The organism is Pelosinus sp. IPA-1 (genome assembly GCF_030269905.1).
In the GTDB taxonomy this organism is placed as follows: Bacteria; Bacillota; Negativicutes; order DSM-13327; family DSM-13327; genus Pelosinus.
The window spans coordinates 63934-81747 of record NZ_BSVC01000008.1; the positions used below are offsets into that span (position 1 = coordinate 63934).

15 protein-coding genes are annotated in these 17814 nt (G+C 40.3%); 12 read left to right on the forward strand and 3 right to left on the reverse strand.

Translation table 11 applies throughout. The annotated features are described in order from the left end of the window. Positions 1 to 50: 50 nt before the first annotated feature. The 5 genes from gap (at position 51) to eno (ending at position 6076) form a co-directional block, all read left to right on the forward strand. Positions 51 to 1064 (forward strand): type I glyceraldehyde-3-phosphate dehydrogenase, encoded by a 1014-nt coding sequence (gap, locus tag QSJ81_RS19140; protein WP_285718943.1) that lies wholly within the window; start codon positions 51 to 53, stop codon positions 1062 to 1064. Between the two features lie 62 nt (positions 1065 to 1126). Next, positions 1127 to 2314 (forward strand): phosphoglycerate kinase, encoded by a 1188-nt coding sequence (locus tag QSJ81_RS19145; RefSeq protein WP_285718944.1) that lies wholly within the window; start codon positions 1127 to 1129, stop codon positions 2312 to 2314. A gap of 165 nt (positions 2315 to 2479) precedes the next feature. Continuing rightward, the gene (gene tpiA, locus QSJ81_RS19150; protein ID WP_038673679.1) at positions 2480 to 3229 is read left to right on the forward strand and encodes a triose-phosphate isomerase; all 750 of its coding nucleotides are present in this window, start codon (positions 2480 to 2482) and stop codon (positions 3227 to 3229) included. 11 nt (positions 3230 to 3240) lie between these two features. Further along, positions 3241 to 4779 carry a 2,3-bisphosphoglycerate-independent phosphoglycerate mutase gene (gene gpmI, locus QSJ81_RS19155; protein WP_285718945.1) on the forward strand — a complete coding sequence of 513 codons (1539 nt, stop codon included), beginning with the start codon at positions 3241 to 3243 and terminating at the stop codon, positions 4777 to 4779. 16 nt (positions 4780 to 4795) lie between these two features. After that, on the forward strand, positions 4796 to 6076 hold the full coding sequence (eno, locus tag QSJ81_RS19160; RefSeq protein WP_285718946.1) for a phosphopyruvate hydratase: 1281 nt from the start codon (positions 4796 to 4798) through the stop codon (positions 6074 to 6076). 193 nt (positions 6077 to 6269) lie between these two features. Here the strand turns inward: eno and QSJ81_RS19165 are convergent, their stop codons facing one another. Beyond that, positions 6270 to 7433, reverse strand: a complete 1164-nt coding sequence (locus tag QSJ81_RS19165; RefSeq protein ID WP_285718947.1) for a CdaR family transcriptional regulator — start codon at positions 7431 to 7433, stop codon at positions 6270 to 6272. Between the two features lie 350 nt (positions 7434 to 7783). Here QSJ81_RS19165 and QSJ81_RS19170 point away from each other — a divergent pair, with 350 nt between their 5' ends. The 3 genes from QSJ81_RS19170 to QSJ81_RS19180 all read left to right on the forward strand — a co-directional run bounded on the left by QSJ81_RS19170 (position 7784) and on the right by QSJ81_RS19180 (position 11508). Then, positions 7784 to 8923 (forward strand): glycerate kinase, encoded by a 1140-nt coding sequence (locus QSJ81_RS19170; protein WP_285718948.1) that lies wholly within the window; start codon positions 7784 to 7786, stop codon positions 8921 to 8923. Between the two features lie 213 nt (positions 8924 to 9136). Next, positions 9137 to 9367 (forward strand): preprotein translocase subunit SecG, encoded by a 231-nt coding sequence (secG, locus tag QSJ81_RS19175; protein ID WP_038673671.1) that lies wholly within the window; start codon positions 9137 to 9139, stop codon positions 9365 to 9367. A gap of 140 nt (positions 9368 to 9507) precedes the next feature. After that, a complete protein-coding gene (locus QSJ81_RS19180; RefSeq protein ID WP_285718949.1) occupies positions 9508 to 11508 on the forward strand; it encodes a sodium-translocating pyrophosphatase in 2001 nt (666 codons plus the stop codon). Positions 11509 to 11835: 327 nt separating this feature from the next. Here QSJ81_RS19180 and QSJ81_RS19185 read toward each other — a convergent pair whose 3' ends face one another. Continuing rightward, positions 11836 to 12417 (reverse strand): beta-class carbonic anhydrase, encoded by a 582-nt coding sequence (locus QSJ81_RS19185; RefSeq protein WP_285719154.1) that lies wholly within the window; start codon positions 12415 to 12417, stop codon positions 11836 to 11838. Between the two features lie 265 nt (positions 12418 to 12682). Between QSJ81_RS19185 and QSJ81_RS19190 the strand changes: the two genes are divergently transcribed. The 4 genes from QSJ81_RS19190 to smpB are packed head-to-tail and all read left to right on the forward strand — an operon-like array spanning position 12683 to position 16672. Continuing rightward, complete coding sequence (locus tag QSJ81_RS19190) at positions 12683 to 13426, forward strand: alpha/beta hydrolase (protein WP_502929671.1); 744 nt, start codon at positions 12683 to 12685, stop codon at positions 13424 to 13426. A gap of 22 nt (positions 13427 to 13448) precedes the next feature. Continuing rightward, positions 13449 to 13865 (forward strand): PaaI family thioesterase, encoded by a 417-nt coding sequence (locus QSJ81_RS19195; RefSeq protein WP_285718951.1) that lies wholly within the window; start codon positions 13449 to 13451, stop codon positions 13863 to 13865. Then, positions 13846 to 16170: a ribonuclease R gene (gene rnr / locus QSJ81_RS19200; RefSeq protein ID WP_285718952.1), complete on the forward strand. Its 2325-nt coding sequence runs from the start codon at positions 13846 to 13848 to the stop codon at positions 16168 to 16170. Before QSJ81_RS19195 ends, rnr begins: the two co-directional genes overlap by 20 nt. Positions 16171 to 16198: 28 nt before the next feature. Further along, positions 16199 to 16672: an SsrA-binding protein SmpB gene (smpB, locus tag QSJ81_RS19205; RefSeq protein WP_285718953.1), complete on the forward strand. Its 474-nt coding sequence runs from the start codon at positions 16199 to 16201 to the stop codon at positions 16670 to 16672. Between the two features lie 49 nt (positions 16673 to 16721). Here smpB and QSJ81_RS19210 read toward each other — a convergent pair whose 3' ends face one another. Next, the gene (locus QSJ81_RS19210) at positions 16722 to 17654 is read right to left on the reverse strand and encodes a DMT family transporter (RefSeq protein ID WP_285718954.1); all 933 of its coding nucleotides are present in this window, start codon (positions 17652 to 17654) and stop codon (positions 16722 to 16724) included. Between the last annotated feature and the right edge of the window lie 160 nt (positions 17655 to 17814).

The window sequence follows — 17814 nt, forward strand, 5'->3', positions numbered from 1 at the left end:
GAATGTTATTAGGCAAAAACAAACATATTATAATGGGGAGGTTTTTTTAAATGGCAGTAAAAGTAGCGATCAATGGTTTTGGACGTATTGGACGTCTTGCATTCCGGCAAATGTTTGGGGCAGAAGGATATGAAGTTGTTGCAATCAATGACTTAACAAGCCCTAAAATGCTTGCACATTTATTGAAGTATGATTCAGCTCAAGGTACTTATGCTTTAGCTAGTAAAGTATCTTTTGGTGAAGATTCTATCACTGTTGACGGCAAAGAAATCAAAATCTATAAATCAGCAAAAGCAGAAGAATTACCATGGGGCGAACTTGATGTAGATGTTGTTCTTGAATGTACAGGTTTCTATACTTCCAAAGAAAAAGCTTCTGCACATATCAAAGCGGGCGCTAAAAAAGTTGTTATCTCTGCTCCAGCAGGAACGGATCTTCCTACAGTTGTTTATAATGTAAATCACGATATATTAAAAGCTAGCGATACAGTTATTTCAGCAGCTTCTTGCACGACAAACTGCTTAGCTCCTATGGCGCAAGCGCTTCACAAATTGGCTGCTATTAAAAGCGGTATCATGACAACAATTCACGCTTATACTGGCGATCAAATGACTCTTGACGGCCCTCAAAGAAATGGTGACCTTCGCAGATCCCGTGCTGCTGCAGTTAATATCGTTCCTAACTCTACTGGTGCTGCTAAAGCAATCGGTTTAGTTATCCCTGAATTAAATGGTAAATTGATCGGTTCCGCACAACGCGTTCCTACACCAACTGGTTCTAGCACGATTTTAATCGCAGTTGTTGAAGGTTCTGTTACAAAAGATCAAGTTAATGCAGCTATGAAAGCAGCAGCTGATGAATCTTTTGGCTACACTGAAGAAGAATTGGTATCCAGCGATATCGTTGGTATCAGATATGGTTCCTTATTCGATGCTACACAAACAATGGTAGCTCCTATGGATAACGGAATGACACAAGTCCAAGTTGTTTCTTGGTACGACAATGAAAATAGCTACACAAGCCAAATGGTTCGTACAATTAAGTATTTTTCCGAACTTGCATAGTTTTTAAGGATTTTACGGCCCGGCCTTTTTGGGCCGGGCAATATTTTTAAGGAGAAAGAAAAATGTTGAATAAAAAGTCTATTAGAGACATCGATGTTGCCGGCAAGAAAGTTTTTATTCGCGTTGACTATAATGTTCCTATGGATAAAGCAGGTAATATTACCGAGGATACTCGTATTCGCGCTACATTGCCAACGCTTAACTATTTGCTAGAAAAGAATGCTGCTATCATTATTGCCAGCCATTTAGGACGTCCTAAAGGGGCAGTTGTGCCTGAGTTTTCTTTAAAACCGGTAGCAGAAAGACTTTCTACCTTAATTGGAAAAGAAGTAATCGTTGCTCCTGATTGTGTTGGTTCTGAAGTGGAAGCTCTTGCAAAAGATCTGAAACCAGGACAAATTCTACTATTAGAAAATCTTCGCTATCATAAAGCCGAAGAAAAGAACGATCCAGAATTTTCTCGCCAATTAGCAAGTTTAGCAGATGTAGCAGTAAATGATGCATTTGGTGTATCCCACCGAGCACATGCTTCTGTAGAAGGAATTACTAAGTACTTACCAGCTGTAGCTGGCCTTTTAATGGAAAAAGAAATTCAGTTTGTTGGTCAGACAGTAGCCAATCCAACTCATCCTTTTGTAGCAATCATTGGTGGTGCAAAAGTATCTGATAAAATTGGCGTAATTGAAAATCTACTTAGCAAAGTAGATACTCTCATCATTGGTGGCGGTATGGCAAATACCTTTCTTGCAGCTCAAGGTTATAATATTGGCAAATCTTTACTGGAAGCTGATAAAGTTGAATTGGCAAAAAGTCTAATTGCTACAGCTAAAGAACGTGGTGTAAACTTACTATTACCTACGGATGTTGTGATTGCTGATAAATTTGCTGCTGACGCACAGAAGAAAGCAGTAGCCGTAGATCAAATTGACAGTGAATGGATGGCCCTTGATATTGGACCAAACACTGCTGAAGGTTATGCCAAGGCTTTAGAAACAGCAAAAACGGTAGTTTGGAATGGACCTATGGGTGTATTTGAAATGGACGCTTTCGCAAATGGTACAGAAACTGTAGCTAAGGCCGTAGCTGCATCCAGTGCCATTAGTATTGTTGGTGGCGGGGATTCCATTGCAGCCTTAGAAAAAGTGGGTTTATCGAATAAAATCACTCACATTTCCACTGGTGGCGGTGCATCTTTAGAATTCTTAGAAGGCAAAGTACTGCCAGGAATTGCAGCGTTAGCTGATAAGTAAGCTGTAGCTTAAAAAGTGTTTGAACCACTGAGGACACAGAGAACGCAGAGGGGAGAGTGTGATGAGGTTGGGAGATTTATAAAATCTTCTCAGTGTCCTCTGCGCCTCTGTGGTTCAACGGTTCTATGGTTTGACTCAAAAGTACTATAAATGGAGGAATTTACAATGCGTAAACCAATTATTGCAGGTAACTGGAAATTACATAATACAGGAAGTCAAGGTGTGGCTTTAGTACAAGAATTAGCAAAATTAACTGCTGATGCAAAAAATGTAGACATCGTAGTATGTCCTACTTTTACAGCTTTAACAGCTGTAGCAAATGCATTAGCTGGTACTAACATTCATCTTGGCGCACAAAACTTACATTGGGAAAAGAAAGGTGCTTTCACTGGTGAAGTCACTGCTGAAATGCTTCGCGATGTATGTTGCGAGTATGTATTGGTTGGGCATTCCGAGCGCCGTCAATATTTCGCTGAAACAGATGAAACAGTAAATAAAAAGGTTAAGGCTGCTCTAGAAGCAAACCTTGTTCCTATTATGTGTGTAGGCGAATCTTTAGAAGAAAGAGAAGCGGGTACTACAGAAGTGCTTGTTGGTAAACAAGTACGTGCAGGTCTTGAAGGCTTGACAAAAGACCAAGTTGCTTCTTTAGTAATTGCTTATGAACCAATTTGGGCGATTGGTACAGGCCGTACTGCTACTGCTGATCAAGCCAATGATGTTTGCGCTTTTGTTCGTCGTACTGTGGCTGAAGTTTTTGGTCAAGAAACGGCTGATAAGACTCGTGTACAATACGGCGGTAGTGTAAAAGCAGATAATATTGCTGAATTAATGGGTAAAAGCGACATTGATGGCGCATTAGTTGGTGGCGCAAGTCTTGACGCTGTTGGTTTTAGCAAAATCGTTAAATTTTAGGAGGCGATTTGGTGGGTAAATTAAAGGCACCGATTGCACTTGTAATTCTAGATGGATGGGGCATGGGAGACGAAAAAGATTTGTACAATGCAATTTGTCAATCGGAAACACCTCACATGAAACTGCTGTCTGAATTATATCCGAGTACAACATTAACTTGTTCCGGTGAAGCTGTTGGATTACCAGAAGGTCAAATGGGTAATTCGGAAGTAGGACATTTAAATATTGGTGCTGGGCGTGTTGTATATCAGGAATTAACGCGTATTACCAAAGAAATACGGGAAGGTGATTTTTTCACCAATCCAGTTTTGGTTAATGCCGTTGAACAAGCAAAAACCAAGGATAGTGCTCTTCATTTAATGGGTCTTGTGTCTGATGGAGGCGTACATAGTCATATCAACCACTTATACGCTTTGTTAGAACTTGCAAAACGCCATGATTTGAAAAAGGTATATGTCCATGCCTTCCTGGACGGTCGGGATGTGCCACCGTCTAGCGGTATTGAATATATCAAAGCCTTGGAAGACAAAATCAAAGAAATTGGTATCGGCAGTATTGCGACAGTCGCAGGCCGGTATTATGCCATGGATCGCGATAAACGTTGGGAACGTGTTGAAAAAGCATACAATGCTATGGTTTGCCGTGAGGGAGAAGAAGCAACTTCTGCTAGCGAAGCTGTGGAAGCCTCCTATAAGCTTGGTAAAACCGATGAATTTGTAGCCCCAACGGTGATCGCAGGATGCGGTGATTGTGGTGTTAAGGCCAATGATAGTGTTATTTTCTTTAATTTCCGTCCTGACCGGGCGCGAGAATTGACTCGTGTTTTTGTTGATGAGAAGTTCGATGGTTTTGCTCGTTGCGGAGGATTGTTACCAATACACTTTGCAAGTATGACCCAGTATGATGAAACTGTGGTTGTGCCTGTAGCTTACAAACCGGAAGCCTTAAAGAATACATTGGGTCAAGTATTAGAAAATAATGGACTAACTCAGCTTAGGATTGCAGAAACGGAAAAATATGCTCACGTTACTTTCTTCTTCAATGGAGGAGACGAAAAGCCTTATCAAGGTGAAGAACGTATTTTAGTTGCTTCCCCCAAAGTAGCTACGTATGATTTGCAACCAGAAATGAGCGCTATTGAAGTAACAGATAAACTAGTTGAAGCAATCAAGACTGGTAAGTTTGATGTTATTATCTTGAACTTTGCCAACAGTGATATGGTTGGTCATACTGGTAAACTAGATGCCGCTATGAAGGCTGTAACCACGGTTGACAATTGTGTAGGTCGTGTAGTCGATGCCATGCGTAACCAAGGAGGAATCACTCTTATTACTGCTGATCACGGTAATGCAGAGATGATGCTTGACCATGTTACGGGTGAACCATTTACGGCTCATACGACAAATGATGTTCCTTTGATTCTAGTATCAGAAAAACATCGCGGGTCTACCATGAAAAAAGGAATTTTGGCAGATCTTGCCCCAACAATTTTAGATTTAGCGGGAATTGACATTCCTGCCGAGATGACTGGGAAAAGCTTAATAAAATAAATGGAGGTTTCAATAAATGATTATTACAGACGTTATTGCAAGAGAAATTATGGATTCCCGTGGTAACCCTACAGTAGAGGTAGATGTAGTTTTAGAAGATGGTATCATGGGTCGTGCAGCGGTTCCATCTGGTGCTTCCACTGGCGTTCATGAAGCAGTTGAGCTTCGTGATGGCGACAAAGCACGTTACATGGGTAAAGGTGTATTAAAAGCAGTTGACAATGTAAACAATCGCATTGCAGCTGAAGTAGTAGGCATGAACGTATTTGATCAAGTCGGAATCGATGAAGCGATGATTGAACTTGACGGAACTAAAAACAAATCGGAATTGGGTGCAAACGCTATTCTTGGCGTGTCCATGGCAGTAGCAAAAGCTGCGGCAACTGCATTAGGCTTACCATTGTACCAATATCTTGGTGGCTTTAATTCCAAAGAATTGCCAGTACCAATGATGAACATCTTAAATGGTGGCGCTCATGCTGACAATAACGTAGATATTCAAGAATTTATGATTATGCCTGTTGGTGCCCCTAGCTTTGCAGAAGCACTTCGTATGTGTGCTGAAGTATACCACACTCTAAAAAGTGTATTAAAAGGACTTGGCTTAAACACTGCAATTGGTGATGAAGGCGGTTTTGCTCCTAATCTAAGTTCTAATGAGCAAGCTCTAGAAGTCATCGTAGAAGCTATCAAAAAAGCAGGTTACAAACCAGGAGAAGATTTCTGCTTGGCTCTTGATGTTGCTGCATCTGAAATCTACAAAGATGGCAAATACAATCTTGCTGGTGAAGGCGTTATCAAAACTTCCGAAGAAATGGTTGAGTTCTACAACCAATTAGTAGCTAAATATCCAATCATCTCCATTGAAGATGGTATGTCCGAAGATGACTGGGCTGGTTGGAAACTTATGACTGAAAAACTAGGCAGCAAAATTCAAATCGTTGGTGATGATTTGTTTGTTACGAACACAGAGCGTTTAGCTCGTGGTATTGAAACTGGTACTGCTAACTCCATTTTGATTAAAGTAAATCAAATTGGTTCTTTAACTGAAACTTTTGATACCATTGAAATGGCGAAACGCGCTGGTTATACTTGCGTAATTTCTCATCGTTCTGGTGAAACAGAAGATTCTACAATTGCTGATATCGCAGTAGCTGTAAATGCTGGTCAAATCAAGACTGGTGCACCTACTCGTTCCGACCGTGTAGCAAAATACAACCAATTGCTTCGTATTGAAGAAGAATTGAGTGTAATTTCTCAATACAAAGGTCGCAAAGTATTCTATAACTTAAAATAAGCGATTTAAAAGTAAAACACCGAACTGACAGCAGCCTGCACTGTTGTTAGTTCGGTGTTTTTTATATTTTTCTGGAAGAGAGTGAGGCAAGAACGTTTTTAACCACAGAGGCGCAGAGTGCGCTGAGAGGGATTTTTGGCCCTATCTATCTTTTCTCTGTGTTCTCTGCGTCTCTGCGGTTAAAAAAGATTTCTTATTCTTCGAAGAGTATTTTGCATAACATGGCGTGATTGAAGGCACTGCATGGATCTAGACCTGTCGTTTCTTTGAATTTTTTTAACCGAAATAATAAAGTGTTGCGGTGAATGTAAAGGTTTTTCGCGGTGGTGCTAATATTCATATTATTGTTTAGTAGGCTAACAATGGTATTTTTCATGTCATACCTGCGTACTAGGTTACTTGTTAGCTTTGCTTTAATAACTTGCAGTGATTGGCATGTCTCAGTTGTGTTTATTTTTTTTATCAGATAAGCAGACAGGATGTCAAAATCATGAATGGTAGCAAGAGTATTGTTGTCGTTAAGACTATTAAGGGCAAACAGGGCTTCTTGGTATGATTGTCCTAATGCTGCATAACTCATAACTAGGCTTCCGAGACCTAGGCGTAAAGCTATATTATTCTCCCGCAGCAATTGTAATAAATCAGATCCCCAGCTTTGATAATCCATTTCCCAAGTTTTGTGCTCAAAATGTTTAAGAATTATTAATCGATCCTCGATAAAAACAACTAAATCCTGAGGCGTAACATAGGGAGGAGCTGATATTAAATTTACAATATTTTCTTTTGCTCTAGATGAGACTAGATCATTACAACCATAGTTTTTATGAGCAAGGTCGAGAATTGGCTGAAGATCTATTACAAGTACTAGACGAGGTAAATCTAGCTCATATTTTAACAGTTTAGCCGTTTTCAATAATTTATCGTAATTGGCATTTGCATGGTCTGATAAGAGCAAGGCTGCAAAATTTTCTCGTAACTGGTATTGAGATCGGACCTCTTCTTGCAGTACTTCTTGTTCTATGATTAATTCAGTTACCATTTTTACCATTCTAGCTAGATCTCTAACTTTGTCAGGGTGACCAGATATCCCGACGACTCCGATCACTTGACCATTTAGTGCAATGGGCATATTGAGGCCAGGAAGTGATCCCGTATACTGATCCAGGTTGTCAGGAAATATTTCTACTATTTGCCCATTGTTAATTACCTCTTTTGCACCTTTATGGAAGGTGTTAATTCGGTGTTTTTGTCCGGACGCAATAATCATGCCTTGGCTGTCCATAATATTAATGTTCTGCCTAGCAATGGGCATAATGTTATCAACGATTGGCTGCGCTAGACTACTTGTCAGAAGCAATGTATTCACCTCAATTAGTAAAATTGTACAATGTGTATAATTATTTGAATGAATGATGTAGTACGTAAAGATATAGCATTTTTCGTAAAGCATGATTAATATTAGTATCTTGTATCGATTATATCAAATTATGATTTTTTATTCATTAGATAATTTGTACATTATTTGCCTCAATCAAGGAGTAACTGTTATATATTTTTATAATTGTAATGGTACTGGATTTTACATACAATAATAGTAGTAATCGGATAGAAAAGACTAAGATTTAGGTAATATCCTCGTTGAATCATAGTTCTAATAACTCAGAGACTTGGGATTTAAAAATCTAAGAATAGGAAAGGTTGATGGACATGCGTATTGTAGTTGCTCCCGATTCTTATAAAGGCAGTGTATCAGCAGTGGGGACTGCTAATGCCATGGAGAAAGGAATTAAAGCTGTGTTTCCTGAGGCAGAAGTGGTTAAGGTACCAATTGCAGATGGTGGCGAGGGAACAGTAGAAGCTCTTGTGACGGCTACGAATGGACAGATAATATACCAAGATGTAGTTGATCCACTTGGGTGTACAATATCATCCTATTGGGGTATTTTGGGGGATGGTAAAACGGCGGTGATTGAAATGGCAGCGGCATCCGGCTTACCCCTTGTTCCAAATGAAAAGAGGAACCCACGGGTTACAACCACCTACGGAACAGGTCAATTGATAAAGGCAGCTCTTGACAGAGGACTGAAAAAAATCATAATCGGTATTGGTGGCAGTGCAACGAATGATGGTGGTTGCGGCATGGCACAAGCTTTAGGCGGGAAATTTTTAGATGCTGATGGACAAGAGTTATCTTTTGGAGGAGCCGCGCTAGCGAAATTGAATAAAGTTGATCTCAGTGATATGGATGCACGGCTTGGTAGTACAGTAATTATCGTTGCTTGTGATGTGGATAATCCTTTGTGTGGACCGAAGGGAGCAACAGCTGTATACGGCCCGCAGAAAGGGGCAAGTCCCGAAATGGTGATTGAGCTTGATGCGGCGTTGAAGAATTTCGCCAGTAAAGTGGGAGAAGCAACTGGTAAAAATATAGCAGAGCACCCTGGTGCAGGTGCTGCCGGTGGCCTTGGTGCAGGTCTTTTGTTTTTTACCAATGCAGTTCTTAGGCCCGGTGTAGAAATTGTTTTGGAGACGACTGGATTTGAATCGTTAGTTAAATCTGCTCAGCTGGTTATCACTGGAGAGGGGCGAACGGATTTTCAAACTGCTTTCGGCAAAGCGCCAGTAGGGGTAGCTAAATTGGCTAAGAAATACAATGTTTCTACTATCTGTCTTTCTGGTGGTTTAGGGCAAGGATATGAGGATGTATTAAAGCAGGGGATAGATGGATTGATGAGTACAGTTCCATGTCCGATGACATTAGAAGAATGTATCGAGCATGGAGCCGAATTCATTGAAATGGGAACAAAACGACTTTGTCAGGTCATCAAAGTAGGTATGGAAATATGAGGGGGTAAAACATATAAAAAATACCGAATGACAAGTAGCCTATACTACTGCATAACGGTATTTTTTTTGTTCATAAATCATAAAATAAGATGAAAATAAAATTTTGTATTCAAAATACTGGAAGTTTAAATAAAAAGTGGCTAAAATATTGTCAATTTCATTTTGATTATGATACAATAAAACAACTAAGAGTATAAGGGGGCTTTAATAAAATTGGTTACATTTTTAATGATTGTAGAAGCCATTATCTCTGTTGCCTTGATTGCTGTTGTTGTTTTGCAATCAGGTAAAGGAGGAGGACTAGCTGGATCTATCGGTGGTGGGTCTGATAGTGTATTAGGTGGTCAGAAAAAAGGTCTAGATGCTGCCTTATCCAAAATAACCATGTTTTTAGGAGCTTTATTTGCTATTGTCACTTTGACGTTAGTAAAAATAATGCATTAAAGTAGCTTATACCGGAGCATGCACAAGATTTTGTAGAAAAAACTAAAGCAGTACAATGTAAGTATGTATTAAGCAAACCATGTAGCAGAGGCCTTTATTAAATGACGAACATAAAGTTCAACATAGGAGGAGACGTTATAATGGACTTATTGTATGTTGCACCGATCGCTGGAATAGTAGCACTACTATTCGCAGCATATTTTATGAAAAGTGTGCTTAGTGAAAGTTCTGGTAATGAAAAAATGCAGGAATTGTCCCAAGCTATTTTTGAAGGGGCAATGGCTTATCTAAATCGACAGTATAAGACGCTAATTCCTTTTACTGTCATTATTTTTGCCGTTTTATTTTTTGTTGATGGCTATAAATTAGCGATATCCTTTTTAGTAGGTGCTGTATCTTCAGCAATCGCTGGTTATGTGGGAATGACTTCAACAACCAAGGCCAACGCTCGTACAACAGAAGCTGCTCGTCATAGTCTCAATAAGGCATTAAGTGTCTCTTTTAGAGCTGGAGCAGTTATGGGTATGTCAGTTGTCGGTCTTGGTTTATTAGGCGTTTCCGTACTATACATATTATTTCGTGATCCTGTTGTTATCAATAGTTTCGCTTTTGGTGCTAGCGCTATTGCATTTTTTGCCCGTATTGGCGGTGGTATCTTTACCAAAGCCGCGGATGTGGGAGCCGATTTAGTTGGTAAAATAGAGGCTGGAATTCCCGAAGACGATCCTCGCAATCCAGCTGTTATTGCCGATAATGTTGGGGATAATGTAGGTGATACAGCAGGTATGGGGGCCGACTTGTTTGAATCTTATGGGGCAACTGCCATCGCTGCCATGTTAATCGGTAATACCTTATATGGTGTGAATGGTGTGTTGTTTCCTTTGCTGATCGGTGCTGCTGGAATATTTGCTGCGATTGTCAGTATTTTCTTAGTAAGAACAGGGGAAGATGGAGATCCACAGGCTGCGTTGAATCGAGGCCTATGGGGCACAAATCTTTTGACCGCGATTATGGCTTATGGTTTGTCGACCATGGTTTTTGGCAACAAAGGATTTGGCATTTTTGTCGCCATTGTTGCAGGCTTGGTGGTCAATGTATTGGTTGGTATGATTACGGAATATTATACTTCAAGTGATAAACCGCCGACCCAGCGTATTGCCGAAGCGTGTCAAACTGGTGCAGCAACGAATATTATTGCCGGTGTTGCCACTGGTCTTAAGAGTACAGCGATTCCTATGGTTGTGTTTTCTGTAGCCATTTGGGTAGCTTTTAGTCAGGCGGGCATTTATGGGATTGCTATGGCAGCCATGGGGATGTTATGCACTGCTGGCATGGTAGTAGCAGTAGATTCTTTTGGACCTGTTGCAGATAATGCCGGGGGGATTGCCGAAATGGCAGAACTAGGCCCAGAAGTTCGTAAGACTACAGATAAGTTAGATGCAGTAGGCAATACGACAGCGGCCATTGCCAAAGGGTTTGCCATTGGTTCCGCTGCTTTAACAGCTTTAGCTCTCTTTACTGCCTTTGGCGAAGAAGTTGCTAAAAATCCAAAGTTATCAGAATTATTGGTTAACGGACATTTGGTCATTAATTTGACAGAACCTACCGTTATTATTGGTATATTTCTTGGCGCTACTTTGCCGTTTTTAGTATGTGCTATGACGATGGAAGCAGTAGGAAAAGCTGCTTTTGAAATGATTGCAGAGGTTCGTCGCCAGTTTCGGGAAATTCCTGGCATCATGGAAGGTACTGGTCGGCCTGATTATGCAGCCTGTGTAGATATCAGTACTAAAGCCGCTATTAAAGAAATGTTGATGCCGGGGATCTTTGCAGTAGGCATGCCTCTCTTGGTTGGCTTTACTATGGGGGCAAAGGCTTTGGCTGGTTTTCTTGCTGGCGCAACAGCTACTGGTGTATTGCTAGCCTTATTTATGGCGAATGCAGGTGGTGCTTGGGATAACGCGAAAAAGTATATTGAAACAGGAAGGCATGGAGGCAAAGGAACACCTGCCCATGCTGCAGCTGTTATCGGTGATACGGTCGGCGATCCCTTTAAGGATACCTCTGGTCCAGCGATGAATCCTCTCATCAAAGTTGCTGGTACCATATCTTTAATCATTGCTCCCTTGTTATTTTCATAAGAGAAAAGGTCATTCATCTTAAGGATGAATGACCTTTTTTACGGAATCAGAAAGGTTAACACTTCCTTGATTCCAAGTAAGAACGACTAAGGCTTCTGCCTGCGTCTGAGGACTTGGCCTAAGCCAAGTCTTTTCTTATGGTATCAGAATTTATAAGTTTCTAGTTAAAAAGATTGAACCACAAAGACACAATGCCGCTATCGCGGCACACAAAGATGATGGGAATGAGATGGATAGAACCCCTTTGTGACCTTTACGTCTTTGTGGTTCAAAAAGGACGCGTAGCGTTTTTCTTATAGTAGTATTTTCTTAGTTCAAGAAGTACAGCTAGTCATTTGCAACTGCAGACTTATAACCGTCTACTACCACTTTAAGTTCCCCTGTATGAGGGTTAAACATCAATCCATGTATAGGTACATCCTTAGGAATAAGTGGATTGCTGCGAATTTTGATGACCACCTTTTCCACATTATCTATAGGTTGGTGAAAATCATCTAACCAGTCTTCTAATTCTTTTTCTACCATCTTGATTGCATCTGGCGAAATTCCCCGCTTAAGCATTTTTTCAGTAAGCTTTTTTGATGTCGTATGAGATACACCACAATCTAAGTGACCGATGACAATTACCTCTTTAACACCTAACTCAAAAATACCAACAATTAGACTGCGGATTGTTGCCTCAAAGGGACCTGTTACAGAATTACCTGCATTTTTTATTACTTTTGCTTCGCCATGCTTGATTCCCATTGCCGGTTCCAAGAAATCTACCAATCTAGTGTCCATACAAGTGAAAATGGCCAGTTGACGTTTTGGTAATTTATCAGTTACCGCATAATGATAAATAAATTCATCGGATAAGTTCCCGACAAAGTCCTTGTTGGCCGTTAGTACTTGCTCTAAAATTTGCATCATTCTTCCTCCTCTATTTGAAAAACGTAATATAGTGAGTTGAATTATTATAAAATGTGAAAATTATCGCCAAAAAATTATATAATTATGAAATAAAATTACAATAAATATTTCGACGAAAATATCTTTTTCTCCTGCTTCTATTGCTATTGATAAGGTAGATTAACAGAAATCAAGTTTTATTTGTGGTATATAGAATTTTTATTCTTTAAAATGGTATAATTGTAATAATAGCATTTATTAGGGGGTTTGCTTTTTGGCCATAATGGAAGGAGCAGAACCGTTTTTTTTACCCGGCGGTGAGCAGGGCGTTTTGTTAATACATGGTTTTACTGGTTCACCTGGAGAAGTTCGCCTTCTCGGTGAGTATTTACATCAAAAAGGTTATACTGTCTTAGCTCCACGACTTTGTGGGCATGGGGCAACGGTAGAGGAAATGTCTAAAACAAGGTGGTCCCATTGGTATGCTGGGGTAGAAGATGGTTATCATATACTAAAGTCATTATGTAAATATATAGCTGTGGTAGGATTATCAATGGGAGGGCTACTGGCGTTAAAGTTAGGGTCAGAGTATCCAGTTGATTGCCTCGTGTCGTTAAGCACGCCGATTTATATTGTAGATAAACGTTTGGACATGCTGCCTGTGTATCGTGTATTCCGTGAATTTGTACCAAAAAAACGCAGGGTGTATTCTGGTATTAAACCTAACTATTCGGCGGGTTATAATGCAACTCCTTTGAGTAGTTTAAGCAGTTTACTTGATTTGATTCAGCATGTGGATACACTTTTGCCGAAAATAACAATTCCATTGCTTATTATGCAGGCTCGCTTTGAACATACTGTAGAGCCAAAGAGTGCAAGTCATATCTATGATAAAGTAGGCAGTAAAGATAAAAAGATAATTTGGCTAGAGAAGTCTGGACACATTATAACATTAGATGTTGAACGGGAACAGGTATTTGAAGAAGTTGCAGATTGGATTCTGCCCTCCAGAATAACAGAGTGCTAAAATAAGGATCGGAGTGATTGGAATGGATGAAAGCAATCAGTGGTGCTTTGCATGTGGTAAGGATAATCCTATCGGCTTAAAATTGGAATTTATCGAAGATGAGGATAGCTACAGTACAACCTTTATAGCAGGCCCAGAGCACCAGAGCTATGATGGTATTATGCATGGCGGACTTATTAGCACCATACTGGATGAAGTTATGGTACGTTATCTTTATGCGAAAGGCTTCACCGCTGTGACAGCTCGTTTGGAAGTACGGTTTCGAGAGCCAACACCAATCGGAGAGAAACTTACCATAAGAGCAGCAATCCAATCCCAACGTGGCAAGCTATATGAGGTAAGGGGAAAAATGACACTGCCTGACGGGACTGTTACCGCAGAAGGTAAAGCCACCGTTGCAGTTGTGGAGGATACACATCATGATGATACTGAAAAATAGAATCCTAGAATTTATGAAGACAGAGGCTTACAAACCGTTAACGGCGGAAGAATTAGCAGAGCAAATGGAATTAAAGGGTACGGAGCTGGGGGAACTCTGGAAAGTTATTGAAGAGCTAGAAAACAATGCAGATATTATAAAAACTCGCTATGACAAGTATGGTGTACCTGAACGTATGAATTTGGTAGTGGGTAAATTAAGTGCAAGTAATAAAGGGTATGGCTTTGTCATTCCTGAAAAAGTAAAATCACCCGAAGAAACTGATGTTTTTATTCCCCCAGATGGAATGATGAGTGCGATGCATCATGATCGAGTTGTCGCTCGTGTACATTGCCAAAGTGGGCAGGGCAAGTCTCGGGACGGAGAAATAATTCGTATTGTGCAACGGGCCAACCCTCGTATCGTTGGGACTTATGAGGCTAGTCGTAATTTTGGTTTCGTAACTCCAGATGATCTTCGTTTGGGGCAGGATATTTTTGTTCCGAAAGATGGAAAGACCATCGTAAAAAGTGGCACGAAAGTTGTAGTGGAAATTACCAAATGGCCAGAAAAGAAACGAAGTGCAGAAGGTAAAATAATTGAAGTGCTGGGTAATACCGGGGATACGGGTATTGAGATTTTATCAATTATCAAGAGACATAATCTCCCTATTGATTTTCCGCCTGAAGTAGAACAGGCAGCGGAGACGGCTCCTGACACCATTAGTGAAGATGAAATTGCAGGTCGCAGAGATTTACGCCACTTGCCAATTATGACCATCGACGGAGAAGATGCGAAAGATTTGGATGATGGGGTATATGTTGAACGATTAAAAAATGGAAATTATCTTCTCGGAGTGTATATTGCGGATGTAAGTCACTACGTACGAGAAAATACAGTACTCGATAAAGAAGCCCGTGAGCGAGGAACCAGTGTATATTTAGTAGACCGGGTACTCCCTATGCTGCCACGTCGCCTATCAAATGGCATCTGCAGTCTTAATGCGGGAGAAGATAGACTGGCAATGTCTGCTCACATGGAAGTAAATCATCAAGGACAAGTGGTGAAGTACGAACTCTTCCCTAGTGTCATTCGGGTAAAGAAGCGGTTTTCTTATACGGTAGTGCGAAAGATCTTAGTAGAGCATGATGAAGAGTTAATCAGTGAAAATCAAGAATTGTTAAGCCAATTAGAAAATATGGAACGTTTGTGCCGTATCCTACGAGATCGCCGTATGCGCCGAGGGGCAATTGATTTTGATTTTCCTGAACTAAAAGTAAAACTAGATGAAACGGGTAAACCAATTGAAATTGTCAAACGCGTTCGCAGTTTGGCGGAATCAATCATTGAAGAGTTTATGCTGGTTGCCAATGAAACAGTAGCAGAACATATGCACAAGTTAAAGGTTCCTTTCGTGTTTCGCGTACATGAAGAACCAGACTCGGAAAAAATGGTTAAGTTAAATAACTTATTACATAACTTTGGACAAAGTTTAGCAAAGGTAGATGAAGTACAACCTAGTGCCCTACAGAAAATTTTAAGCCGCATTTCAGGTCGGCCAGAAGAACGCATTATTAGTACCGTTATGTTACGTTCTTTGAAGCAAGCTAGATATGAATCGCAAAATTTAGGCCATTTTGGTTTGGCAGCGACTTATTATACCCATTTTACATCACCGATTCGTCGCTATCCGGACTTAATTGTTCACCGTGTAATTCGCGAAACTTTTAGTACGGGAGATATATCAGCCAAACGGAAAGAAAAACTGACGGCAATGCTGCCACAAATTGCCTTACATTCCTCAGAAAGAGAGAGGGCAGCGGCAGAAGCAGAACGTGAAACAGTGTCTCTCAAGACCGTAGAGTATATGGCTCAGTTTGTGGGAGAACATTTTGATGGTATCATTAATGGTGTTACGGCTTTCGGTATTTTTGTGGAACTCGATAATGGAGTAGAGGGCCTGGTACGAGTATCCAGTATGGAAGACGATTATTATCAATATATTGAAGATCAGTACTCCTTAATTGGCGAACGCAGTCATAAGATATATCGTTTAGGTGATGCTGTTAAAGTGATTCTCGTTAGGGTAAGTCCAGAAGAACGTAATATTGATTTTGTTCTGGAAGCCAATAGTGCTTGGATTGAGCGAGCAGCGAATCGGAGGCCTAGCGGAGCCAGACCGCAAGGTCAAGGTTCACGGGGACCGAAGAAAGATTCTTTTAGTCCTAGCAAAAAAACGGCATCGACAACCAAGAGTAGAGGTAATAAGCCAAAAGGCGGGGTAGCTAGAGCAAAACCGAAACGTAATAAATCAAAGAAAAAATAAAGAGAAACGTAGTATCGAGGTGATTATTTTGAAAGAAGCGACAGCAGGTATTAAAATTGTTGCGGAAAATAGAAAGGCTAGGCATGATTATCATATCCATGAAAGCTATGAAACAGGAATGGTATTAACTGGGACGGAAGTAAAGTCTTTGCGGGCGGGTAAAGCCAATCTTAAAGATGCTTATGCAAGAATTGAAAAAGCAGAGCTTATGCTGCATAATGTGCACATTAGCCCTTATGACCAAGGAAACCGCTTTAATCATGAACCATTGCGCACACGTAAGCTTTTGATGCATCGCAGTGAGATTGACAAATTGATTGGTAAAACCCAAGAGAAGGGCTATACATTAGTGCCCCTAAAAATATACTTTACTCACGGTATGGCAAAACTGCAATTAGGCTTAGCCACGGGTAAAAAGAATTATGATAAACGTCAGGATGCAGCGGAACGGGATGCGAAACGAGAAATTGATCGTGCTTTTCGTGATCGGCAAAGAGAATAAAAGTCAGGCTCCGTTTATGGAGCCTGACTTTTATTTGTAGGTGAAAGGTTTATTGATCGGATGTTTGGCAGGAAGCTACGTCTAGGGTTCTATTATCTACTTTCTGATCTTCTGTACATAGTTGTAAAAGCAAGATGCTAGCAACGACCAATAGTCCGCCAAGGAATTGGAGGAAGGTAAGTTGTTCCCCTAGTACCAAAACTGATAATAAAACAGTAAGAACGGGTTCTGCAGTACTAATGATGGAAGCATTTGCTGCCCCAATTTTATTAAGACCAGCAAAGAATCCTAGAATGCCTACAATCGTGCCAAAAGAAGCTGTGCCAAATAAGGCTAACCAACCCTGAAAGGGAAGGGTAAGAACAAGTTGATTGGTAGTGCTGCTATAGATAGTAAAGGCAAAAGCTGCGGCAGTAGAAACATAGGTGGTAGCTACTAATGGATGTACATTTTGTAATACTCGCTTGCCAATAATAATATAGCAAGAGTAAATAATTGCGCTGCCTAAACCCAGTATAATACCCAAATGACTAATGCCAGCTAGCGAGACGCCTAAAATAAAAAAGAGTCCCAGGAAACAAATGGCCAGGGCAAGACCCTTTTGCCAACTAAATTGTTCATCTCCAATGAGGAAGGATAGGATACTAACTAAGATAGGATAGGTAAAGAGCAGCATCTCTGATAAGGAAGCAGGTAAATATTGTAGAGAGGCGGCAAACAACAAGGACATTGACCCATAGCCAACAGCCCCCATCAAACCTAGCTTGAGTACTGTTTTTATCTTCACTTTTGGAGAAATATGAAATAATTTTAGTAGCATCCACAAACAGAGAGATGCGAGGGCAAAGCGCATTGTAAGTATCGTAAGGGTATTCGCTCCTGCTGCGAAGGCTAGTTTAATAAAAATCGCCAATGTGCTAAACCCAGCAGCTGAAAATAATACTAACAATGCACCGATATTTTGTTGACTCAGTAGAACCATCTCCTTTAAAATAGTATATTCCTGTTCCTAAAAGTAATTTCCTGCGAAAAGAAATAAAATGGAATTAAAAATGGTAATACTTATAGTTGGTGGAATTAGAAGTTATATGATATAATAGATAAACAATGATAAATAGGGAGATTATATACGTTGAAGCGTA

Excerpts from the sequence above, each read along its gene's own strand:
- gap (WP_285718943.1), top strand. The coding sequence starts at position 51 with ATGGCAGTAAAAGTAGCGATCAATGGTTTTGGACGTATTGGACGTCTT.
- QSJ81_RS19145 (WP_285718944.1), top strand. The coding sequence starts at position 1,127 with ATGTTGAATAAAAAGTCTATTAGAGACATCGATGTTGCCGGCAAGAAA.
- tpiA (WP_038673679.1), top strand. The coding sequence starts at position 2,480 with ATGCGTAAACCAATTATTGCAGGTAACTGGAAATTACATAATACAGGA.
- eno (WP_285718946.1), top strand. The coding sequence starts at position 4,796 with ATGATTATTACAGACGTTATTGCAAGAGAAATTATGGATTCCCGTGGT.
- QSJ81_RS19170 (WP_285718948.1), top strand. The coding sequence starts at position 7,784 with ATGCGTATTGTAGTTGCTCCCGATTCTTATAAAGGCAGTGTATCAGCA.
- QSJ81_RS19180 (WP_285718949.1), top strand. The coding sequence starts at position 9,508 with ATGGACTTATTGTATGTTGCACCGATCGCTGGAATAGTAGCACTACTA.
- QSJ81_RS19185 (WP_285719154.1), bottom strand. The coding sequence starts at position 12,417 with ATGCAAATTTTAGAGCAAGTACTAACGGCCAACAAGGACTTTGTCGGG.
- QSJ81_RS19190 (WP_502929671.1), top strand. The coding sequence starts at position 12,683 with ATGGAAGGAGCAGAACCGTTTTTTTTACCCGGCGGTGAGCAGGGCGTT.
- QSJ81_RS19195 (WP_285718951.1), top strand. The coding sequence starts at position 13,449 with ATGGATGAAAGCAATCAGTGGTGCTTTGCATGTGGTAAGGATAATCCT.
- rnr (WP_285718952.1), top strand. The coding sequence starts at position 13,846 with ATGATGATACTGAAAAATAGAATCCTAGAATTTATGAAGACAGAGGCT.
- QSJ81_RS19210 (WP_285718954.1), bottom strand. The coding sequence starts at position 17,654 with ATGGTTCTACTGAGTCAACAAAATATCGGTGCATTGTTAGTATTATTT.